A 21,180-nucleotide genomic window follows, 5' to 3' on the forward strand; every position below is an offset into this window, starting at 1 on the left:
GGAAGGGGGCTCAGGAGCGGGGAGCGAACCGCCGCGGAGGGAAGGCGTCGGCGACGCGCTGACGCAGGTCCTCGAGCGAGGCGTCACCGCCGAAGCAGCCCAGGGCGCGCGCCTGCACGAGCACGTTGCCCAGTGCGGTCGCCTCGACCGGACCGGCCAGAACCGGAAGGCCGCTGCGGTCGGCCGTCGCCTGGCAGAGGAGCGCGTTGAGCGCACCCCCGCCGACGAGGTGGATGACGTCGACCTCGCGTCCGGCCAGATCGCCCGCGGTGCGCACGGCGCGGGCGAAGGCATCGGCGATGCTCTCGACGATGACCCGCGCGAACGCCGCGCGCGCCTCGGCGCGGGGCTCCGGCATCCCGAGCAGGGCCGCGATGCGCGCCGGCATGTCACCCGGGGCGGCGAGCGAGGGGTCGTCGGCGTCGAACAAGCGCGCGGGCGTCGAGACGGTCGCCGCCTCGGCGAGCAGGTCCGGCAGGTCGACCGGGACGCCGTCGTGCTCCGACCAGGCCCGCACCGTCTCGCTCAGGAGCCACAGTCCCGTGACGTTGTGGAGGAACCGCACGCGAGAGTCGACCCCGCCCTCGTTCGTGAAGTTCGCCGCGCGGGCGGCATCCGTCACGATCGGCGCGGAGAGCTCCAGACCGACGAGTCCCCAGGTGCCGCACGAGATGTAGGCGGCGTGCGGCGTCGACAGCGGCACGGCGACGATCGCCGACGCCGTGTCGTGCGATCCGACGGCGACCACGGGCAGGCCCGGCGCTCCCGAGTCGGCGACCCCGATGGTCTCACCCGGGTCCACGAGCGGAGGTAGAACGGACGACGGGATGCCGAGCGCCTCGGCGAGCGCGAGATCCCACTCCCCCGTGCGCACGTCGAGCAGTCCGGTCGTCGAGGCGTTCGTGCGCTCCGCGACGCGTCGGCCGGTGAGCCGCGCGGCGAGGAGATCGGAGATGAGCAGGCTCGCCTCGGCGTCGACGACGCGGGGGTCGGCGGCGTACTGGTAGAGCGTGTTGAACGGCAGGAACTGCAGACCGTTGCGTCGATAGAGCTCCTCGAACGGAACGACCGCGTGCACGGCATCCACCCCGCGTGCGGTGCGCTCGTCGCGGTAGTGGAAGGGCTCCGCGAGCAATCCGTCCGGGCCGAGCAGGCCGTAGTCCACCGCCCAGGAGTCGATGCCGACGCTCTCGATCGACGGCTCTCGGCGCCGCGCTTCGGCGAGCCCCTCGCGCACGTGACCCCACAGGGCCTCGACGTCCCAGTGCCAGCCGTCGGCGCGCTGCACCGGACCGTTCGGGAAGCGCGCGACCTGCTCGAGCTCGAGCACGCCGTCGCCGACCCGGCCGATCATCACGCGACCGCTCGTCGCGCCGAGATCGACGGCCGCGACGGCGCGGATGCCGCCGCGCGCCGGGGAGCCCGCGGTCTCCCCGCTCATCGCAGGAAGGCCGCGGCGACGCCCGAGTCGACGGGCACGTGCAGGCCGGTCGTGCGCGAGAGCTCGGGTCCGGTGAGCACGAACACCGCGTCGGCGACGTTCTCGGGGACGACCTCGCGCTTGAGGATCGTGCGGTTGGCGTAGAACTGACCGAGGTCCTTCTCGTCGACGCCGTAGGTGGCGGCGCGGTTGGCGCCCCAGCCGGCGGCGAAGATGCCCGAGCCGCGCACGACGCCGTCGGGGTTGATGCCGTTCACGCGCACGCCGTGCTCGCCGAGTTCGACCGCGAGGAGTCGCACCTGGTGCGCCTGGTCGGCCTTCGTCGCGGAGTAGGCGATGTTGTTCGGGCCGGCGAAGACGCTGTTCTTCGACGAGATGTAGATGACGTCTCCGCCCATCTTCTGCTCGATGAGGGCCTTGGCCGCCGCCTTCGACACGAGGAACGACCCCTTGGCCATGACGTCGTGCTGCAGGTCCCAGTCCTTCTCGGTGGTCTCCAGCAGCGGCTTCGACAGCGAGAGCCCCGCGTTGTTCACGACGAGGTCGATGCCACCGAAGGCGAGGACCGTGGCGTCGATCGCGGCCTGCACGCCCTCGGCATCCGCCACGTTCGCGGCGACCCCGATGGCGACGTCGGTCGATCCGAGCTCGGCCGCGACGGCCCGGGCCTTCTCGAGGTCGAGGTCGGCGACGACGACGCACGCGCCCTCGGCGGCGAGGCGGGTCGCGATGGCCTTGCCGATTCCGGATGCCGCTCCCGTGACGAAGGCGATGCGCCCCTGGTGCGTCTTCGGCTTCGGCATGCGCTGGAGCTTGGCCTCTTCCAGCGCCCAGTACTCGATGCGGAACTTCTCGGCATCCGAGATCGGAGCGTAGGTCGACAGCGCTTCCGCGCCGCGCATGACGTTGATCGCGTTGACGTAGAACTCGCCCGCCACGCGCGCGGTCTGCTTGTTCGCGCCGTACGAGAACATGCCCACGCCCGGCACGAGCACGATGAGCGGGTCCGCACCGCGGATCGCGGGGCTGTCGGCATCCGCGTGCGCGTCGTAGTACGCCTGGTAGTCCTCGCGGTACGCGACGTGCAACTCCTTCAGGCGCGCGATCGAATCCTCGACCGAGGCGTCGGCCGGCAGATCGAGGATCAGCGGCTTGACCTTGGTGCGCAGGAAGTGATCGGGGCAGCTCGTGCCGAGCGCGGCGAGCGCGGGAGCCTTCTCGGATGCCAGGAAGTCGAGCACCACGTCGGAGTCGGTGACGTGACCGACCATCGGCTTGTCGGTCGAGGCGAGACCGCGGATGGTGGGGGCCAGGGCCGCGGCCTTCGCGCGGCGCTCGGCCTCGGGCAGGGCGGCGAAGCCCGCGCGCACCCCGCCGAACGGCTCGGCCGCACCGTGCTCGTCGATGTAGGCCTGCGCGGTGTCGATGATCCACAGGCTGTTGCGCTCGGCCTCCTCGGAGGTGTCGCCCCACGCCGTGATGCCGTGACCGCCCAAGATGGTGCCGATCGCCTGGGGGTTCTTCTCCTTGATCGCGGCGATGTCGAGACCCAGCTGGAAGCCCGGGCGACGCCACGGCACCCACACGACCTTGTCGCCGAAGATGGTCGAGGTCAGCGCCTCGCCGTCGGCCGCGGTCGCGATCGCGATGCCCGCGTCGGGGTGCAGGTGGTCGACGTGGGCGGCATCCACGAGTCCGTGCATCGCGGTGTCGATCGAGGGGGCGGCGCCCCCCTTGCCGTGCAGGCAGTAGTCGAAGGCCGCGACCATCTCGTCTTCGCGCTCGATGCCGGGGTAGACGTCGACGAGCGCGCGCATGCGGTCGAGCCGCAGCACCGCGAGGCCCTTCTCGGTGAGCGTGCCGAGGTCTCCCCCGGAACCCTTGACCCACAGCAGCTCGACCGGCTCCCCGGTGACGGGGTCGATGTCGGTGCCCTTGGCGGAGGTGTTTCCGCCGGCGTAGTTGGTGACCTTCGGGTCGGAGCCGAGGCGGTTGCTGCGCGCGACGAGGTCGGCGGCGGTGGAGCTGGTCATGACGTTCCTCACGGGTGAGAGCGACGGGAAGGAGAACCGGGGCGGCGGTGATTCAGGGCCCACCGCCCCGGTGGTCGAAGGACCGTCGGCGGGCCGACGGTGGGAGGAGGGTCGAGACGGTGGTGAGGCCGCCTCGAGGCCCGGGGCAGCGGGTGACGCGCCGCCCCGGGAGTCGATCAGGCGCCCCAGCCGGCCTGGGTGCCGCCGACGCGCTCCTCGGCGATGCGGGGCAGGTAGCCGGATGCCGCGAACGCGGCCATCGGGTCGGCGGGAAGCCCGCGCGACTCACGCCACTCGGCGAGGGCCGGGCGCACGTCGGTGTAGAAGGCGTCCATGAGCACCGCGTTGGCGCCGAGCACGTCGTTCGCCTGCTGCGCGGCATCCAGAGCGGCACGGTCGATGAGGAGCGCGCGCGCCGTCATCTCCTGCACGTTCAGCACCGAGCGGATCTGCCCGGGGATCTTGTCCTCGATGTTGTGGCACTGGTCGAGCATGAAGGCCACGTCGGGGTTGTTCAGGCCCCCGCCGCGCACGACCTCGGTGAGGATGCGGAACAGCTGGAACGGGTCGGCCGCGCCCACGATGAGGTCGTCGTCGGCGTAGAAGCGCGAGTTGAAGTCGAACGAACCGAGCTTTCCGAGGCGCAGGAGCTGCATGACGATGAACTCGATGTTCGTGCCCGGCGCGTGGTGACCGGTGTCGAGGCACACCATCGCCTTGTCGCCGAGCGAGGCGACCTGGGCGTAGGAGGTCCCCCAGTCGGGAACATCGGTGTGGTAGAACGACGGCTCGAAGAACTTGTACTCCAGCACGAGACGCTGGTCGTCGCCGAGGCGCGCGTAGATCTGCTGCAGCGAGTCCTGCAGGCGGTCCTGGCGGCCGCGCATGTCGTTCTGGCCGGGGTAGTTCGAGCCCTCGGCGAGCCAGATCTTCAGGTCGCGCGAGCCCGTGGCATCCATGACGTCGATGCAGGCGAGGTGGTGGTCGATGGCTTTGCGGCGGATGCGCTCGTCGTGGTGGGTGAGGGCGCCGAACTTGTAGTCCTCGTCCTGGAAGGTGTTCGAGTTCACCGTGCCGAGCTTCACGCCGAGGTCCTCGGCGTGGCGGCGGAGGGCCGAGAAGTCGTCGACGAGATCCCACGGGATGTGCAGGGCCACCGAGGGGGCGAGCGCCGTCAGGCGGTTGACCTCGGCGGCATCCGCGATCTTCTCGAACGGATCGCGGGGCGTCCCGGCGGTGGGGAACACGCGGAAGCGCGTGCCGGAGTTGCCGAACGCCCACGAGGGCAGCTCGATGGCCTGGCCTTCGAGGGTGGAGAGGATCTCGGGAGACAGCGTCGTCATGGGCGGGTGCTTTCGGTCGGGGCGGATGCCGAGGACTCGGCGTTGACGGAGGGAACGGATGCCGCGGGCGCGGCCGCGGCGAGCTGGTCGGCGAGGTGGAACACCTCGGTGAGCGTGGTCGCCGCCTGGTCGGGGCGCCCGTCGAGGCCGAGGAAGAAGGGGGCCATCTCGGCCTCCCATGCGGCTGCGACCGGGGACGCGGCGAGATAGGCCTGCGCGGCCGCGTCGTCGTCGGTCTCGTAGTAGCCGATGAGGCGTCCGCCCGCACCGAGGAAGAGGGAGTAGTTGCGACGACCGGCTGCGGCGATCTCGGCGAGCATGTCGGCGCGGACCGGGGTGTGGCGGGCGACGTACTCGTCGACCCGCTCCGGGTGGACACGGAGTTCGAAGCAGACGCGCGTGGTCTGTGCGGACATGGGGTGGGTCTTCTCTCCCTCGAGAATGAATCGTTTCATCGCACGATACCACAGCGCGTCGGACGGTGCGATATCGTCAACGGATCATGCCGGTGAAGATCAAGGACGTCGCGGCGCACGCGGGTGTCTCGGTGGGGACCGTCTCGAACGTGCTGAACGGTCGCGCGACCGTCTCGCCCGCCGCCGTCGAGCGCGTCCGCGCCGCGATCGACGCCCTCGGCTACGTCCGCAACGACGCCGCCCGGCAGCTGCGGGCGGGACGCAGCCGATCGCTCGCGCTCATCGTGCTCGACGTCGGCAACCCCTTCTTCGCCGCCGTGGCGCGCGGGGCCGAGGCCCGCGCCGCCGCCGACGGGTACATCGTGCTGCTCGGCTCGAGCGGTGCGGACGGCGACCACGAGCGCCTCTACCTCGACCAGTTCCGCGAGCAGCGCGTCGCGGGCGTGCTGCTCACCCCGGCCGACGCCGACGGCGACGTCGTGGAGCACCTGGCGTCGGCCGGCATCCCGGTCGTGCTCGTCGACGAACAGGCCACCGCGGGCGAGGTGTGCACCGTCTCGGTCGACGACGTCGAGGGCGGCCACCTCGCCGTCGCCCACCTGCTCGCGCAGGGGCGGCGACGCATCGCCTTCGTCGCCGGCCCCCTCGCCACCCGCCAGGTCGCCGACCGCCTCACCGGCGCGCGCCGCGCGGTCGCGGAGGTCGAGGGCGCCACGCTGGAGATCATCGAGACGGCCGCCATGACGGTCCTCGCCGGCCGCGCGGCCGGTGAGGGGCTGCGCGAGCGCTCCGACCGCCCCGACGCCGTCTTCGCCGCCAACGACCTGCTCGCCGTCGGGGTGCTGCAGGCGCTCACGATGCTCGGCGACATCCGCGTGCCCGACGACATCGCCCTCGTCGGATACGACGACATCGACTTCGCCGCCGCCACCGTCGTGCCGCTCACCTCGGTGCGTCAGCCCGCCGAGGAGATCGGCTCGACCGCCGTCGATCTGCTGCTGCGCCAGCTCGACGGCGAGCTCGACCCCGCCGAGCGCCAGGTGCGCTTCCGACCCGAGCTCGTCGTGCGGGCGTCGAGCCGCTAGCGCCGTCGCGCGGGCCGGGTGCGTTCCCGCGAGCCGGTCCGTCCGTCCCGTCGCGCGGCCAGGTGCGCTCCCGCGAGCCGGTCCGTCCGTCCCGTCCCGCGGGCCGGGTGCGCTCCCGCGAGCCGGTCGGCCCGCCCCGTCAGGCGCCTCCGCTCCCACCGTTGAGCGTCCAGAACACGCCGTGCACCGCCCCGCGGACGCGGCACGTTCTGGACACTCAACGGGAAGCCCCCCCCCCCCGGTCGAGTGTCTGAGACACCCGGAGACCGCCTCCACGGCATCCGGGATTCGCGGACGCTCGCGGGGCCGGCCGCCGCGGGGCGGGGAAGCCGCGGAACCGCCGAGGCCCGGGGCCGACCTCGGACCCGGAACGCCGACGTCCCGGAACACCGACACCCAGGAACACCGACGCCCCCGGAACGCCGACGCCCCGACCGCCACGAGGGCGGCCGGGGCCGGTGCGGGGCGTCGACTCAGAAGTCGAAGTCCGCGATGTTCGAGGAGTCGAACACGTAGGGGTCACCGAGGAGGACCGTGGCGTCGGCGCCGACGGTGAACTCGCCGAGCTTGCCCGCCTCGAAGGAGTCGCCCTCCTTGCCCGTGATGGTGCCGTCGATCAGCGCCTTGGTCGCGTACGCCGACAGGTAGCCGAGGTCGGCGGGGTTCCACAGGGCGAACGCGGTGATGGTGCCGTCCTGCACGTACTCGCGGAGCTGGTTGGGCGTGCCGAGACCGGTCAGCGCGACCTTGCCCTTGTACTCCGAGGTCGAGAGGTAGCGACCGGCGGCGGCGATGCCGACGGTGGTCGGCGAGACGATGCCCTTGAGGTTCGGGTACGTCTGCAGCAGGGCCGCGGTGCGGTCGAACGAGGTCTGGTCGTCATCGTCGCCGTAGACGACGTCGACGAGCTCGATGTTCGGGTGGTTGGCGGCGAAGTCCGCCTTCATGAGCTCGATCCAGGCGTTCTGGTTCGTCGCGTTGGCCGCGGCCGACAGGATCGCCACCTGACCGGCGTCGCCGATCTGCTTCGCGACGAGGTCGACCTGCACCTTGGCGATGCCCTCGGCGGTCGCCTGGTTGATGAAGAGGTCGCGGCACTTCGCGTCGGTGTCGGAGTCGAACGTGACGACCTTGACGCCGGCGCTGCGTGCCTCGTCGAGCGCGTCGCAGATGGCCGAGGGGTCGTTCGCCGAGATGACGAGGCCGCCCACGCCCTGCTGAGCCGCGGTCTGGATGTACTGCACCTGCGACGTGGGCGTCGCCTCGCTCGGACCGACCTGCTCGAAGGTGCCGCCGAACTCGCCGATGGCCTCCTCGCCGCCCTTGTTCGAGGTCTCGAAGTACGGGTTGCCGAGGTTCTTCGGCAGGAAGGTGATCGCGAGATTGCCCCCGTCGCCCCCAGAACCGGAGCCTCCGCCGGAGCCGCCGGAGCAGCCGGTGGCGACGAGGGTGACCGCCAGGGCGAGAGCGGCGGCAGCGGTGCCGACGCGGGTCTTGCGCGTGAATGCGAACATCGTTGTTTCCTTTCGTGATGCGGGTGTGGTGAGCAGGTCAGACGGTGGCGGCGGGGGCGGAGGCACGCGCGTTCCTGCGCTTGCCGAGGGCGGCCGCTCGGCGGGATTGCACCCAGGCGAGCAGGCTGGCCGACACGACGGAGAGCACGAGGAGCACGCCGGTGATGACGTTGATGATGTCGCTCGTCACCCCCGCGAGCCGCAGCGCGCTGCCGAGGGTGCCGATGAGCAGCACGCCGGCGATCACGCCGTGGAGGGCGCCGCGGCCGCCGAAGATCGACACGCCGCCCAGCAGCACTGCGGCGATGATCTGCAGCTCCATGCCCATGGCGTTCTCGCCGCGGGCGTTGCTGTAGAGCAGGGTGAAGTAGACCCCCGCGAAGCCCGAGACCGTGCCGCTGAGCACGAACAGGACGAACTTCGTGCGGGCCACGTCGATGCCGGAGAACTGCGCGGCCTCCTTGTTGAGGCCGATCGCGTACAGCGACCGCCCGAACGGGGTGAGGTGCAGCAGCACGGCGAACACGATCGCGAGCACCGCGAACGGGATCATGATCAGCGGCAGGGGCGTTCCGGGGATGTTCGCCTTGGCGAGGTCGGTCCAGGTTTCGGGGAACTCCGTGACCGCCTCGGTGCCGAGGAGGCCCACGGCGATGCCGCGGAAGAGCGCGAGCGTCCCGATCGTGACGGCGAGCGAGGGCAGTCCCACGACCGTCACGAGGAAGCCGTTGATCGCCCCGGCCACCAGGCCCACGACGATCGCCGCGAGGGCGGCGACCTCGAACGGCCAGCCCGCCTGCGTGAGGACGCCGACGGTGACGCTGGAGAGACCGACGATGCTCGCGACCGAGAGGTCGATCTCCTCGGTGATGATGATGAGCGTCATCGGCAGCGCGATCAACAGGATCGGTGCGATGTCGCGCAGCAGGTACGTGACGGTGAGCGGGCTGTCGAAGTTGCGCACGGTCGCCAGCGAGACGACGATCACGAGCAGCAGGATGCCGATGATGGCGGCCTCGCGCGTGAGCAGGGCGCGACGCCAGAACGGGCGTCCGTGCGCGCGGTAGGTGCGGGCGCGTTCGCCGACGGTGGTGGAGGTCATCGACCCGTCTCCCTCTCTGCGGTGAGCTTGCGGGACTGCCGGACGGCCAGCACGCGGTCGAGCACGATGGCGCCGAGGATGAGCGCGCCGACCACGGCGCGCTGCCAGAAGTCGTCGATGCCGAGGATCGGCAGCGCGCGGTTGATCGTGAGGAGCAGGTAGGCGCCGATGGCCGCACCCCAGACGGTGCCGACGCCGCCCGAGATCGCGACGCCGCCGATGACGGCCGCCCCGATCGCCTGCAGCTCCCAGCCGAAACCGGCGTTGGAGGCGACGGTGCCGTACCGGGCGGCGTAGAGCACGCCCGCGAGACCGGCGAGGGCGCCGCTGGTGACGAACGCGCCGATGATGCGGCGGTTCACCTTGAGGCCGTACAGGTGGGCGGCGGCCGGGTCGGACCCGATCGCGTACAGCTCGCGCCCGCTGCGGAGGTTGCGCAGGTACCAGGCCGCGACGATCAGCACCACGACGGCGAGGATCGTCAGGATCGGGATGCCGAGGATCTGGCCCGTCCCGAGCCCGCGGAAGTCGGCGGGCAGGTCGGAGGCGTTGACGCGGTTGCTCCCCGCCCACGCGACGTTGATCCCGCGGTAGATGTACATCGTGCCGAGGGTGATGACCAGCGCGGGCACCTTCGCGTAGGCGACGAGCGCGCCGTTGACGAAGCCCAGGATGCCGCCGACCACGATGCCCGCGAGGAAGACGACCACCAGCGGCAGCCCGGGCACGTCGATGAAGAGGCGCCCGGTGAGGTAGGCGGTCAGCCCCACGACCGAGCCGACCGACAGGTCGACGTTGCGCGTGATGATGACGATCGCCTGCCCGACGGCGACGAGCAGCAGCAGCGACGGCGTGAGCAGCAGGTCGCGGAAGCCGTCGGGCGAGAAGAGGAACGTCGGGTTGTTCAGCGTCGCCACGACGATGATCAGCACGAGCGCGAGGACGATGCCGCTCTCGCGCGCCGTGGCGACGTGCGAGACGAGCTTCGCCGCGGGGCTGGTGCCCGGACGGACGGGGGTGGCGGTGCTCATCGGAGGCTCTCCGCTTCAGGGGTGGTCGGGACGGGGAGGAAGGATGCCGCGCTCACAGCGATGCCCCCGCCTCGGCGGTCGCGGCGAACATGACGGCCTCGGGGGTGGCATCCGCTCGCGCGAACTCCCCCGTCAGTCGTCCTTCGCGCATGACGAGGACGCGGTCGGCCATGCCGAGGACCTCGGGCAGTTCGCTCGAGATCATGAGGATCGCGAGGCCCTGCTGCGCGAGCTCGGAGAGGAGGCGATGCACCTCGCTCTTGGTTCCGACGTCGATGCCGCGGGTGGGCTCGTCGACGATCAGCACCTTGGGCTGCGTCGCGAGCCACTTGCCGATGACGACCTTCTGCTGGTTGCCGCCGCTGAGCGTTCCCGTCGTGGCATCCAGGGCCGCCGTCTTGACCTCGAGGCGGCTCGCCCATTCGCGCGCCGCGCGGTTCTCATCGGAGCTGCGCAGGAGTCCCCAGCGCGAGAGCTTCTGTCGGATCGCGAGGGTGATGTTGCGCGAGACGCCCTCGTCGAGGACGAGCCCCTGCTTGCGGCGGTCTTCGGGCACGAGCGCGAGGCCGCGTGCCGTCGCCTGACGCACGGCGTTCTTCGGCAGCACGCTGCCGGCGAGGCGCACGGTGCCCGATTCGTAGGGGTCGACGCCGAAGATCGCGCGGGCGACCTCGCTGCGCCCGGCGCCGACGAGTCCGGCGAGACCGACAATCTCGCCGGCGCGCAGCGTGAACGAGATGTCGCGGAAGACGCCCTTGCGGGTGAGCCCCTCGACCTCGAGCACGACCTCGCCGGGGGTGGACGGCAGCTTCGGGAAGAGCTCGGTCACGTCGCGGCCGACCATCTGCCGCACGAGGTCGTCGACCGTCGTGTCGGCCAGGGGCGTCGTGTGGACGTATGCCCCGTCGCGCATGACGGTCACGGTGTCGCACAGGGCAAAGACCTCGTCGAAGCGGTGCGAGATGAACAGCAGGGCGCGGCCCTCGTCGCGCAGGCTCCGCGCCACCGCGAACAACCGCTCGACCTCGACGCCGCTGAGCGCCGCGGTGGGCTCGTCCATGATCAGCACCCGAGCGTCGAGCGAGATGGCCTTGGCGATCTCGATGATCTGCTGGTCGGCGATCGAGAGCCCCTCGGTCACCCGATCGGGATCGAGGGCGACGCCCAGGCGGGCGAAGATCTGCGTCGCCTCCTCGCGCATCGCGGCGCGGTCGATGCGTCCGAGACGGCCGGTGGGCTGGCGGCCCATGAAGATGTTCTCGGTGACCGACAGGTCGGGGAACAGCGTCGGCTCCTGGTAGATGACCGCGATCCCCGCGGCCTTCGACTGGGCGGTGCTGACGAAATCGACGCTCTCGCCGTCGAGCAGGAAGTCGCCGTCGTCGCGACGGTAGAGGCCCGCGATGATCTTCACGAGCGTCGACTTGCCCGCGCCGTTCTCGCCGATCAGCGCGTGGATCGAACCACGGTCGAGCACGAGGCTCCCCGACCGCAGGGCCACCACGGGGCCGAAGGACTTCATCACGCGGCGCAGCTCGAGGGCGTGGTCGGACGGGGCGTGGGTCGCGTCCATCGCGTCAGCCATGCGGCCTCCTCATTGAGGGTCGGTCCGGTTTCCCGGGTCGAATCTGAAACGTTTCAGATCGGATGCCAGTCACTGTAGGGTGAGCCCGACGACGTGGTCAAGTCGGGATCGCGTCGAGACCGGATCGTGACGTGAGGAGGCGCCGTGTCGGTGAGCATCCGCGATGTCGCGACCCTGGCGGGCGTGTCGGTCGGGACCGTCTCGAACGTGCTCAACCGCCCCGACGCCGTCTCCGCCTCGTCGGTCGAACGCGTCAACAGTGCGATCGAGCAGCTCGGCTACGTGCGCAACGACGCGGCGCGCCAACTGCGCGCGGGAGTGAGCACGACCGTCGGCTTCGTGGCACTCGACGGCCGCAACCCCTTCTTCGCCGACGTCGTGGGCGGCGCCGAGCACGAGGCCACCGCGCGCGGTCTCGCCGTCCTGCACGGCAACAGCGACGAGGACGCCGCCCGCGAGACGCTGTACATCGACCTGTTCGAGCAGCAGATGGTGCGGGGCCTGCTCATCGCGCCGTTCGGCGACGTCACCGCGCGACTCACGCGGCTTCGCGCCCGCGGCATCCCGTCGGTGCTGATCGACCGCTTCTCCGGCGACGGACGCTTCTCGTCGGTCTCGGTCGACAGCGTGGCCGGTGGACGACTGGCGGCCGAGCACCTGCTCTCGCGCGGTCGTCGCCGGATCGCCTTCGTCGGCGGCTCCTTCGACATCCGTCAGGTCACGGACCGTCTCGCCGGAGCCCGCAGCGCGGTCGAGAACAGCGCCCACCCCGCCACGCTCGAGGTCGTCCCCACCCACGCGCTCACGGTCGACGAAGGAGTGGCCGCCGGGCGGCGGCTCCTGGCCCGCGACCGCGCCGATCGCCCCGACGCGGTCTTCGCCGCCAACGACCTCCTCGCCCTCGGACTCCTCCAGGGCCTGGTCGTCGACGGCCGCATGCTCGTGCCGGACGAGATCGCCGTCGTCGGCTTCGACGACATCCCCTTCGCCGCCGCGGCGGCCGTGCCGCTCACCTCCGTCCGCCAGCCGAGCGCGCTCATCGGGGGGACGGCGATGCGCATCCTGCTCGACGAGGCCGACGATCCCGGGCGCCCGACGCGGCAGACGGTGTTCGCGCCGGAGCTCGTCGCCCGAGCGTCCACGGGGGCGCCGTAGCCCGACGCCCCCGCGCCGGCGTCAGTGCGCCGGCATCCCCTCCACGGCCTCGGCCTGCTTCGGCGTCCGCACGAACGCCGCGAGCACGACCACCGCGATCGACAGGCACGCCGCGACGAAGAAGGCGGTGTGGATGCCGGAGGCCGTCGCATCCACGGCACCCGCTCCCCCGCCGGCCGCCGACGCGGCGCCGACGGTCATGAGGGTCACGAACACCGCGGTGCCCGCCGCTCCCGCGAGTTGCTGCACGGTGGACACGATCGCGGAGCCGTGCGGGTAGAGCGCACGCGGCAGCGAGCCGAGCGCCGAGGTCATGAGCGGGGTGAACATGAACGCCAGGCCCAGGCTGAGGACGCAGTGCACGGCGATGACGAAGCCGATCGGCGTCGTGGCCGAGAGCGTCGCGAAGCCCCACAGCGCGACGCTCGCGACGACCGCGCCCGGGAGCACCAGCGGGCGCGCGCCGAAGCGGTCGAAGAGGTTGCCGACGATCGGCGCCATGAGACCCATGAGCAGTCCGCCCGGCAGCAGCATGAGGCCGGTGGGGAGGGTTCCCAGGCCCAGGACGTTCTGCAGGTACAGCGGCAGCAGGATGAGCACGCCGAAGAGGGTGGTCATGGCGACGACGACCAGGATCACGGCCACGGTGAAGGTCGAGTGGCGGAAGACGGCGAGGTTCAGCAGGACGCGTTCGGTCGCGCCGAGCCGCACCTGCCGGACGACGAAGGCGGCGAGCGCGACCGCACCGACCACGAGCGGGATCCACACGGGCACGAGGGCGTGTCCGCCGGCGGCCTCGCCGATGCTGGAGAGTCCGAAGATGATGCCGCCGAAGGCGAGGGCCGACAGCACCACCGAGAGCACGTCGAGGGCGACGCGCCGGGTCTCGGTGAGGTTCTGCACCCAGCGGGCGCCGAGCGCGATCGCGACGAGGGCGATCGGCACCATGACGACGAACATCGCACGCCAGGGGAAGACCGACAGGATGAGTCCCGACACGGTCGGCCCCACGGCCGGGGCCACCGAGATGACGATCGAGATCAGGCCCATCATGCGCCCGCGCCGGTGGGCGGGGACGACGTTGAGCACCGTCGTGAACAGCAGCGGGATCATGATCGCCGTGCCCGACGCCTGGACGATGCGCCCGAGCAGCAGCACACCGAAGCCCGGCGCGACGGCGGCGACGACCGTGCCGAGGGTGAACAGCCCCATCGCGGTGAAGAAGAGCGTGCGGAGCGGGAAGCGCTGGATGAGGAAGCCGGTGGTGGGGATGACCACGGCCATCGTGAGCAGGAAGGCCGTGGTGAGCCACTGCGCGGTGGCGGCGGCGATGTCGAGCTCGCGCATCAGCTCGGGCAGGGCGACGCCCATGATCGTCTCGTTCAGGATGACGACGAAGGCGGCGACCACGAGGAGGGCGATGACCGCACCGGGGCGGACGCCGCTCCTGCCGGGCGGCGTGGCGGTGGTGGGGACGGTTCCGGTGGAGACCATGGGCGACCAATCTGAGCAGGTTCCGACAAGTTGGCAGTTACTGCCAATAAGACATGGACTACTGTATCGGACATGAGCACTCCCGCGGCCCCCGTCGAGGGCCTGCGCGACCGCCGCCGCCGCGAGACCGCCGTCGAGATCTGCGCCGCCGCTCTCGACCTCTTCGAGCAGAAGGGGGTGCAGGGCACGACGGTCGACGAGATCGCCGCGCGCGCGGGCGTGTCCGCACGCACGTTCTTCCGCCTCGCCGGCACGAAGGAAGACGCGGTCTTCATCGACGACGGCCGCTTCGCCGACGCCCTCGCGGGGGTCGGCGACGCCGGCGACGGCATCCGCGCCCTCCTCTCGGCTCTGCGCGACGTCTTCGCCCGTGAACTCCAGCTCCTGGATGCCGACGCCCAGGCGCGCGAACGGTACCTACGCGTGCGGCGACTCATCGCCCACGAGCCCGCCCTGCTCGGCGCCGCCGTGCGCCGGGAGGTCACCTCGGCCGACCGCTTCGTCCCCGAGATCGCCGAACGGGTCGGGCTCGCCGAGCTCGACGTGCGCACGGCCCTCGGAGTGGCCGGCCTCGAGATGCGGACGACCCTCGACGAGTGGGCGCGCCGCTACGACCGCGGCGAGGCGAGCACGCTCGAAGGTCTGCACCGCGAGGTGCGGGCCCGGCTGACGGACGCCGTCTGACTCGCCGACACGACCGCGGCGGTCACGTCTCGCGCGTGATCGTCACCTTCACCTTGAGGTTGCTTTTGCCGGGGCCGGCGTAGACGCCGCGCAGCGGAGGGACGTCGTTGTAGTCGCGGCCGCGACCGACGAGCACGTGACGGTCGCCGATCTCGATGTTGTTCGTGGGGTCGAAGCCCTGCCAGTCGCCCGCGAACCACTCGACCCACGCGTGCGACTCGCCCGTGACCGCCTCGCCGACCTCCGCGGACGGCTTCGGGTGCAGGTAGCCCGAGACGTACCGGGCCGGGATGCCGACCTCGCGCAGCGCTCCGATGGCGACGTGCGCGATGTCCTGGCACACGCCCTTACGGGCCTCCCACGCGTCGATCGCCGTGGAGGTCACGCCCGTGACGCCCTGCATGTACTCGATCGCGTTCCCGATCGCCTCGGCGATGGCGTGCGCGGCCGGGCCGGGACGGTCGTGTTGGGCGGCGATGGACCGCGCCAGTTCGGCCACCTCGGCGTGCGGGGTGGTGCGGCGGGTCTGCGACAACTGCTCCACCGTCGAGATCGATCGGTCCGCCTCGGCGGCGAGCTGCTCCCACGTGATGTCGGCGTGCTCGATCGGTCGAGGGCGCACCTCGACCAAGGAGCGCGCCGTGATCGTGAGCGCGGCATGCGGCGAGAGGACGTCGAACGCCGCGACCCGCGTGCCGAAGTAGTCGACGTACTGGTTGACCGAGGTGGAGGGCTCGATGTCGAGCGACGAGCTCAGCACGAACTGGCTGTCGGTGGAGTGCGGGAGCATGCGCGCCTCGTTGTACGAGGCGACGACGTCGCCCGGGTACACGAAGCCGGTCTGGTGCTCGATGCGCAGGCGCTTCATCGCAGACCCCCCGGGGTCGTCGCGATCGCCGCGGTCATGGCATCCATCATGAGATCTCCCCGATCCAGCTCGGCTCGGCCTGCGTCGGGAAGAACCGCGAGCGGATCGCCTCCGACGCCTCGCGCGTGACCGTCTGCACGCGCTGCATGTGCTCCGGCAGGTCGGTGAGCACGTCGCTGACCGGCCGGTACTCGAGGTCGTTGCGGATCTGACCGAGGGCCCGCAGCACGGTGTTGGAGTGCCCGACACGGTCGGCGCGCGGGTCGATCGCGCTCATGCAGTCCTCGGCCCGCTGGATCGAGTAGATGATCGAGCGCGGGAACAGGCGGTCGAGCAGCAGGAACTCCGCCGCGTTGCGGGCGCTCGGCATGCCTCGATAGGTGCGCAGGTAGGCCTCGTAGGCGCCGCACGACCGAAGGATCGTGGTCCACGACGGCCCCGACACCTCGGTGAGCGACCGGGTCGCGAGCAGGCGGGCCGTCATGTCGGTGCGCTCGATGCTGCGGCCGAGGGTGAAGAACTGCCACGCCTCGTCGCGGTTGGTGGACGAATCGACGATGCCGATCGCCAGGGCGGCGCGTTCGCGCACCCACTGGAAGAACTCGTGCACCTTGTCGGTCTGCAGCCGCCGCGGCATCCGCGAATTCGTGGTGTTGAGGATCTCCCACAGCTCGGTCGAGACGATCTCGCGCGCGCGGCGGGCGTTCTCGCGGGCCGCGGTGAGCGAGTAGGCGATGCTCGACGGGTTCATGCGGTCGACCGCGAGGCGGGCCAGCACGTCGTCGCGGCGCACTGAGTCGACGTTCTCGGGCCAGGCCGAGCCCATCACGCTCAACAGCGACCGGCACGCGGTGTCCTCGTCTATCCAGGGATCCTCGAGCAGCAGCTGCAGGTGCACGTCGAGGATGCGCGCGGTGCCGTCGCTGCGCTCGATGTAGCGCCCGATCCAGAACAGACTCTCCGCGATGCGGCTCAGCATGATCCCCGCTCCCCTCCGTCACCAGCGGGCGCGGCCGAGCGCACAGAGGACCCTGGGCGCACCGAGGACCCTGAGCGTGTCGAAGGGTCCGGTACCCCCTCGCGCGCCTGCTGCTGCTGCTCCGCCTGCGGGCCGTGCTGCACCCCGGCATCCTGCTGCTGCTGTTCCTGCTGCTCCTTGCCGGAGCCCGGGCGCGGGTCGCGCGGGGAGGTGGTGGGCGCGGGCTGACCGTCGTAGATGATCGGGATCGCCTCGGTCACCGCCGCCTGGTCGGCGACGAGACCCGAGACGCCGTTGCCCTGGCCGTACTCGACGTGAGACGGCGCGGATCCGCCGACCACCCATGTGTCCTTCGAGCCACCGCCCTGGCTCGAGTTGACCACGAGCTGACCCTCGGGGAGGGCCACGCGGGTCAGGCCGCCGGGCAGCACCCAGATGTCGTCGCCGTCGTTGACGGCGAAGGGACGCAGGTCGGCGTGCCGCGGTCGCATCCCGTTCTCCACCAGCGTCGGGATGGTCGAGAGCATGACGACCGGCTGCGCGATCCAGCCGCGGGGATCGGCGAGCAGGCGTTTGCGCAGCGCGTCGAGCTCGGCCGGCGAGGCGTCGGGGCCCACGACGAGCCCCTTGCCGCCGGAGCCGTCGACCGGCTTGACGACGAGCTCGGGCAGGCGATCGAGCACCTCTTCGAGCGCGCCCGGGTCTTCCAGCCGCCAGGTGTCGACGTTCTTGAGGATCGGCTCCTCCGCGAGGTAGTAGCGGATGAGATCCGGCACGTACGTGTAGAGCAGCTTGTCGTCGGCGACGCCGTTGCCCACGGCATTGGCGATGGTGACATTGCCCAGGCGCGCCGCGAGCATGAGGCCGGGGGCGCCGAGCATCGAGTCGGCGCGGAACTGCAGCGGGTCGAGGAAGTCGTCGTCGACGCGGCGGTAGATGACGTCGACGCGCTGCGGTCCGCGCGTGGTGCGCATGAAGACCTTGCCGCCGATGCACAGCAGGTCGCGTCCCTCGACGAGCTCGACGCCCATCAGACGCGCGAGCAGCGTGTGCTCGAAGTACGCCGAGTTGTAGACACCCGGGGTGAGCACGACGATGTTCGGGTCGTCGATCCCGGGCGGGGCCGACGCCTTGAGCGCGGCGAGGAGCTTGTTCGGGTAGTCGCCGACGGGGCGGACGCGCATCGACACGAACAGCTCGGGCAGCGTCTGCGCCATGACCCGACGGTTGGAGATGACGTATGAGACACCCGAGGGCACGCGCACGTTGTCTTCGAGCACGCGCATCTCGCCGTGCTCGTCGCGGATGAGGTCGATGCCCGACACCTGGATGCGCACGCCGTTGGCACTGCGGATGCCGGCGGCCTGGCGGTAGAAGTACTGCGACGACGAGATGAGACCCGCGGGCAGGATGCCGTCGCGCACGCAGTGCTGATTGCCGTAGGCGTCGTCGAGGAAGGCCTCGAGGGCGCGCACCCGCTGCTTCACGCCCGCCTCGATGCGCGACCACTCGTCGTAGGCGATGACCCGGGGCACGGCATCCAGGGGGAAGGGCCGCTCCTCGCCCGCGAAGTCGAACGTGACGCCCTGCGCCAGGTACGAGCTCGCCAGAGACTCAGTGCGGCCGCGCAGCTCCTCCTGGGTCATCTGCGCGAGCGTCTGGTAGAGCTCCCGGTACGCCTCGCGAGAGGGGGCGGCGTCTCCGGGCGAGGCCGGGACGCCGAACATCTCGTCGTACGCCGGGATGCCGGATGCGGTCTTGCGCGGCGCCAGCGTGGAGCCGTAACCGTCGAACAGGTCACCCATGCTGAGACTCTACTCAGCACCGTGTTGCGGGAACGTTTCCCCCACACCTCTCCCACGTCCGCACAGCCGATGGATAGAGTGACGCCCACCGTCCGCCGCAACGACCAGGGGTGCCTCCATGCGCGTGCTCGTCACCAGTTCCCGTAACACCTTCGCCCTCGACCTGATCCGCAAGCTCGGCAGCGTCGGACACACGGTGTTCGCGAGCGACACCTACGACGGCGCCGTGGGCAACCACTCGCGCTTCCTCTCCGGGCACCTCGCCACCCCGTCGCCGCGGTTCGAGACCGACGCCTTCATCGCCGCGGTGAGCGACTACGTCGAGAAGCACGACATCGACGTGATCATCCCCACGTTCGAGGAGGTCTTCTACCTCGCCGCCCGCGTGGCCGACCTTCCCCCGGGCGTGCGCCTGTACGCCGGCAGTTTCGCCGATCTGGCGCGCCTGCACGACAAGGCGAGCTTCCAGCGCCTGGCTCAGGATGCCGCGGTGCCCATCCCCGAGACGGTGGTCGTCATCTCGCCCGAGGAGCTGCGCGAGGCGATCGCCTCGTTCCCGCGCTACTTCGCCCGCGCGGCGTTCTCGCGCGGCGGCGTCGGCCTGCTGACCAACACCGGTCCGCTCGCGGGCAAGATCCCGGTCGACGAGTGCGTCCCCACGCCCGAGCAGCCGTGGCTCGTGCAGCCCTTCGTCGATGGACCGATGGTGTGCACCTACAGCGTCGTCGTCGACGGCAAGGTCCAGGCGCACACCACGTACAAGGCCGCCGAGCAGTGGGCGCATTCCACCGCGATCGCGTTCATCGCCGTCGACAGCACCGACACGCTCCGCTACACGCAGCAGCTCGTCGACACCCTCGACCCGGGCTTCACCGGACAGATCTCGTTCGACTTCGTCGACCACGGCAGCGCCGCGGCCCCCGACTACAAGATCATCGAGTGCAACCCGCGGCCGACGAACGGCGTCATCCTGCTCGAGGCCGACGACGTGTCGAAGGCCATCCAGGGCGAGCTCGCCGAGCCGGTCGTGGCCGTGCCCGGCACGGAGCGGCAGATCACCCTCGCCGTGCTCGCCGACGCGTTCACGGAGCCGCTGAAGCACCTGCCGAAGACGCTGCACGACCTGCTGCACGTCCGTGACGTGGGCGCGGGGTGGTGGGACGACGCCGCGATGCTGTGGAGTCCCGCGACCATCGTCCACGGCGCCAAGATCTCGCACGGCGATCGCAAGGAGATCCTCGCGGCCCTCGGCGACGACATCGTGTGGAACGGCGAGCCGATCGAGGGGATGACCCCGGCGGACGCCGAGGCGCTCGAGGCGGTGCACGCCGGTCGGGTCTGACCCTCCGGCATCCGCGATACGTACGCGCGAGTCGCCAGGAATCGTCGCTTCCGGTGCGTTCAGGGCGACAGATCCTGGCGACTCGCGCGCCCGGGATCAGGGGCGGAGCACCACCTTGATGCAGCCGTCCTCCTTCTTCTGGAACGTCTCGTAGAGACCGGGAGCGTCCTCCAGCGGGGCGTGGTGGGTGACCAGATCCATCACGCCGAGGGGGTCGGCGGAGTCCTCGACGAGCGGCAGCAGGTCATCGATCCAGCGCTTGACGTTGCACTGGCCCATGCGCAGGTTCAGCTGCTTGTCGAACATCGTCTTCATGGGCAGGATGTCGGCCTCGCCGGCGTACACCCCGCTCAGCGACACCGTGCCGCCGCGGCGCACCAGGTCGATCGAGGCGTAGACCGCGGCGAGGCGGTCGAGGCCGGCCTTGTCCATGAGCTTCTGCGCGAGGGCGTCGGGGAGCAGCCCGACGGCGTTCTGCGCGAGCTTGATGCCGCCGTTGCCGTGGGCCTCCATGCCGACGGCATCCACCACGCCGTCCGCCCCGCGTCCCTCGGTGAGGTCGATGAGCTCGTCGACGACGGTGTCGGTCAGGTCGTAGGTCAGGATGCCGTGGCGCTCGGCCATCGCGCGGCGCTCCGGCTCGGGCTCGATCGCGAGCACCCGGTAGCCCAGATGCACGCCGATGCGTGCGGCGAACTGCCCCACCGGGCCGAGACCCATCACCGCGAGCGTGCCGCCCTCGGGGACGTTCGCGTACTTCACGCCCTGCCAGGCGGTGGGCACGATGTCGCTGAGGAACAGGTAGCGGTCGTCGGGCAGGTCGTCGCCGACGCGGATGTGGTTGTAGTCGGCCAGCGGCACGCGCAGGTACTCGGCCTGACCGCCGGGGACCTGCCCGTAGAGCTTGGTGTAGCCGAAGAGCGCCGCGCCGCTGCCGTACTCGCGCACCTGCGTGGTCTCGCACTGCGACTGCAGACCGCGGCGGCACATGAAGCAGTGCCCGCACGAGATGTTGAAGGGGACGACGATGCGGTCGCCGACCGCGAGGTTCGTCACGGCCGAGCCGACCTCGACGACGACGCCCATGGGCTCGTGGCCGAGCACGTCTCCCTTGTCGATGAAGGGGCCGAAGAGCTCGTAGAGGTGCAGGTCGGAGCCGCAGATCGCCGTGGAGGTGATCTTCACGATCGCGTCGGTCGGCTCGAGGATCTCGGGGTCGGGGACCTCCTCGACGCTCACGTTGCGGGTGCCCTGCCAGGTCAGTGCCTTCATGGTGATGCCTCTCGTTCCGGGGGACGGCTAG

At 70.9% G+C, this 21,180-nt stretch carries 17 protein-coding genes; 4 read left to right on the forward strand and 13 right to left on the reverse strand.

Going from position 1 to position 21,180, the window contains the following annotated elements:
- Positions 1–10: 10 nt before the first annotated feature.
- The 4 genes from AB0N80_RS00715 to AB0N80_RS00730 form a co-directional block, all read right to left on the reverse strand.
- A complete protein-coding gene (locus tag AB0N80_RS00715) occupies positions 11–1,441 on the reverse strand; it encodes a rhamnulokinase family protein (protein WP_363576946.1) in 1,431 nt (476 codons plus the stop codon).
- On the reverse strand, positions 1,438–3,474 hold the full coding sequence (locus tag AB0N80_RS00720) for a bifunctional aldolase/short-chain dehydrogenase (RefSeq protein ID WP_363576948.1): 2,037 nt from the start codon (positions 3,472–3,474) through the stop codon (positions 1,438–1,440). Before AB0N80_RS00720 ends, AB0N80_RS00715 begins: the two co-directional genes overlap by 4 nt.
- A gap of 176 nt (positions 3,475–3,650) precedes the next feature.
- Entirely contained in the window at positions 3,651–4,817 is a 1,167-nt protein-coding gene (gene rhaI / locus AB0N80_RS00725; protein WP_363389079.1) for an L-rhamnose isomerase, read from the reverse strand.
- Complete coding sequence (locus AB0N80_RS00730) at positions 4,814–5,233, reverse strand: L-rhamnose mutarotase (protein ID WP_315994429.1); 420 nt, start codon at positions 5,231–5,233, stop codon at positions 4,814–4,816. The genes rhaI and AB0N80_RS00730 overlap by 4 nt, the downstream gene beginning before the upstream one ends.
- Positions 5,234–5,319: 86 nt before the next feature.
- Here AB0N80_RS00730 and AB0N80_RS00735 point away from each other — a divergent pair, with 86 nt between their 5' ends.
- Positions 5,320–6,318 carry a LacI family DNA-binding transcriptional regulator gene (locus AB0N80_RS00735; RefSeq protein WP_363576951.1) on the forward strand — a complete coding sequence of 333 codons (999 nt, stop codon included), beginning with the start codon at positions 5,320–5,322 and terminating at the stop codon, positions 6,316–6,318.
- Positions 6,319–6,791: 473 nt separating this feature from the next.
- Here AB0N80_RS00735 and rhaS read toward each other — a convergent pair whose 3' ends face one another.
- Genes rhaS through AB0N80_RS00755 form a run of 4 tightly spaced genes read right to left on the reverse strand, consistent with a single transcriptional unit; the run spans position 6,792 to position 11,550 of the window.
- On the reverse strand, positions 6,792–7,832 hold the full coding sequence (gene rhaS, locus AB0N80_RS00740) for a rhamnose ABC transporter substrate-binding protein (protein ID WP_315994427.1): 1,041 nt from the start codon (positions 7,830–7,832) through the stop codon (positions 6,792–6,794).
- A 37-nt stretch (positions 7,833–7,869) separates the two neighbouring features.
- Positions 7,870–8,934, reverse strand: a complete 1,065-nt coding sequence (locus AB0N80_RS00745) for an ABC transporter permease (RefSeq protein WP_363576953.1) — start codon at positions 8,932–8,934, stop codon at positions 7,870–7,872.
- A complete protein-coding gene (locus tag AB0N80_RS00750; protein WP_315994425.1) occupies positions 8,931–9,965 on the reverse strand; it encodes an ABC transporter permease in 1,035 nt (344 codons plus the stop codon). Before AB0N80_RS00750 ends, AB0N80_RS00745 begins: the two co-directional genes overlap by 4 nt.
- Before the next feature lie 52 nt (positions 9,966–10,017).
- A complete protein-coding gene (locus tag AB0N80_RS00755) occupies positions 10,018–11,550 on the reverse strand; it encodes a sugar ABC transporter ATP-binding protein (protein ID WP_363576955.1) in 1,533 nt (510 codons plus the stop codon).
- A 144-nt stretch (positions 11,551–11,694) separates the two neighbouring features.
- Between AB0N80_RS00755 and AB0N80_RS00760 the strand changes: the two genes are divergently transcribed.
- Positions 11,695–12,705 (forward strand): LacI family DNA-binding transcriptional regulator, encoded by a 1,011-nt coding sequence (locus AB0N80_RS00760; protein WP_363389065.1) that lies wholly within the window; start codon positions 11,695–11,697, stop codon positions 12,703–12,705.
- A 21-nt stretch (positions 12,706–12,726) separates the two neighbouring features.
- Here AB0N80_RS00760 and AB0N80_RS00765 read toward each other — a convergent pair whose 3' ends face one another.
- Positions 12,727–14,199 (reverse strand): MDR family MFS transporter, encoded by a 1,473-nt coding sequence (locus AB0N80_RS00765; RefSeq protein WP_363576957.1) that lies wholly within the window; start codon positions 14,197–14,199, stop codon positions 12,727–12,729.
- A 72-nt stretch (positions 14,200–14,271) separates the two neighbouring features.
- On the opposite strand from AB0N80_RS00765, the gene AB0N80_RS00770 reads away from it, so the two are divergent.
- Positions 14,272–14,883 carry a helix-turn-helix domain-containing protein gene (locus AB0N80_RS00770; protein ID WP_315994421.1) on the forward strand — a complete coding sequence of 204 codons (612 nt, stop codon included), beginning with the start codon at positions 14,272–14,274 and terminating at the stop codon, positions 14,881–14,883.
- Between the two features lie 22 nt (positions 14,884–14,905).
- Here the strand turns inward: AB0N80_RS00770 and AB0N80_RS00775 are convergent, their stop codons facing one another.
- From AB0N80_RS00775 to AB0N80_RS00785, 3 genes are read right to left on the reverse strand one after another with little or no spacing between them, the layout of a single operon-like run.
- Entirely contained in the window at positions 14,906–15,751 is an 846-nt protein-coding gene (locus AB0N80_RS00775; RefSeq protein WP_315994420.1) for a transglutaminase family protein, read from the reverse strand.
- Between the two features lie 46 nt (positions 15,752–15,797).
- Complete coding sequence (locus AB0N80_RS00780) at positions 15,798–16,730, reverse strand: alpha-E domain-containing protein (RefSeq protein WP_315994419.1); 933 nt, start codon at positions 16,728–16,730, stop codon at positions 15,798–15,800.
- Entirely contained in the window at positions 16,724–18,535 is a 1,812-nt protein-coding gene (locus tag AB0N80_RS00785; protein WP_363576960.1) for a circularly permuted type 2 ATP-grasp protein, read from the reverse strand. Before AB0N80_RS00785 ends, AB0N80_RS00780 begins: the two co-directional genes overlap by 7 nt.
- Before the next feature lie 118 nt (positions 18,536–18,653).
- Here AB0N80_RS00785 and AB0N80_RS00790 point away from each other — a divergent pair, with 118 nt between their 5' ends.
- Positions 18,654–19,877 carry a carbamoyl-phosphate synthase large subunit gene (locus tag AB0N80_RS00790; protein ID WP_363576962.1) on the forward strand — a complete coding sequence of 408 codons (1,224 nt, stop codon included), beginning with the start codon at positions 18,654–18,656 and terminating at the stop codon, positions 19,875–19,877.
- Positions 19,878–19,973: 96 nt separating this feature from the next.
- On the opposite strand, the gene AB0N80_RS00795 is transcribed toward AB0N80_RS00790, so the two are convergent.
- Complete coding sequence (locus AB0N80_RS00795; RefSeq protein ID WP_315994416.1) at positions 19,974–21,149, reverse strand: zinc-dependent alcohol dehydrogenase; 1,176 nt, start codon at positions 21,147–21,149, stop codon at positions 19,974–19,976.
- Positions 21,150–21,180 lie beyond the last annotated feature (31 nt).

The sequence above is a fragment of the Microbacterium sp. NPDC089188 genome (assembly GCF_040685155.1).
GTDB lineage: Bacteria > Actinomycetota > Actinomycetes > Actinomycetales > Microbacteriaceae > Microbacterium > Microbacterium galbum.

Coding starts and splice junctions, on each gene's coding strand:
- AB0N80_RS00715 (WP_363576946.1), bottom strand. CDS start 1,441: ATGAGCGGGGAGACCGCGGGCTCCCCGGCGCGCGGCGGCATCCGCGCC.
- AB0N80_RS00720 (WP_363576948.1), bottom strand. CDS start 3,474: ATGACCAGCTCCACCGCCGCCGACCTCGTCGCGCGCAGCAACCGCCTC.
- rhaI (WP_363389079.1), bottom strand. CDS start 4,817: ATGACGACGCTGTCTCCCGAGATCCTCTCCACCCTCGAAGGCCAGGCC.
- AB0N80_RS00730 (WP_315994429.1), bottom strand. CDS start 5,233: ATGTCCGCACAGACCACGCGCGTCTGCTTCGAACTCCGTGTCCACCCG.
- AB0N80_RS00735 (WP_363576951.1), top strand. CDS start 5,320: ATGCCGGTGAAGATCAAGGACGTCGCGGCGCACGCGGGTGTCTCGGTG.
- rhaS (WP_315994427.1), bottom strand. CDS start 7,832: ATGTTCGCATTCACGCGCAAGACCCGCGTCGGCACCGCTGCCGCCGCT.
- AB0N80_RS00745 (WP_363576953.1), bottom strand. CDS start 8,934: ATGACCTCCACCACCGTCGGCGAACGCGCCCGCACCTACCGCGCGCAC.
- AB0N80_RS00750 (WP_315994425.1), bottom strand. CDS start 9,965: ATGAGCACCGCCACCCCCGTCCGTCCGGGCACCAGCCCCGCGGCGAAG.
- AB0N80_RS00755 (WP_363576955.1), bottom strand. CDS start 11,550: ATGGCTGACGCGATGGACGCGACCCACGCCCCGTCCGACCACGCCCTC.
- AB0N80_RS00765 (WP_363576957.1), bottom strand. CDS start 14,199: ATGGTCTCCACCGGAACCGTCCCCACCACCGCCACGCCGCCCGGCAGG.
- AB0N80_RS00770 (WP_315994421.1), top strand. CDS start 14,272: ATGAGCACTCCCGCGGCCCCCGTCGAGGGCCTGCGCGACCGCCGCCGC.
- AB0N80_RS00775 (WP_315994420.1), bottom strand. CDS start 15,751: ATGAAGCGCCTGCGCATCGAGCACCAGACCGGCTTCGTGTACCCGGGC.
- AB0N80_RS00780 (WP_315994419.1), bottom strand. CDS start 16,730: ATGCTGAGCCGCATCGCGGAGAGTCTGTTCTGGATCGGGCGCTACATC.
- AB0N80_RS00785 (WP_363576960.1), bottom strand. CDS start 18,535: ATGGGTGACCTGTTCGACGGTTACGGCTCCACGCTGGCGCCGCGCAAG.
- AB0N80_RS00790 (WP_363576962.1), top strand. CDS start 18,654: ATGCGCGTGCTCGTCACCAGTTCCCGTAACACCTTCGCCCTCGACCTG.
- AB0N80_RS00795 (WP_315994416.1), bottom strand. CDS start 21,149: ATGAAGGCACTGACCTGGCAGGGCACCCGCAACGTGAGCGTCGAGGAG.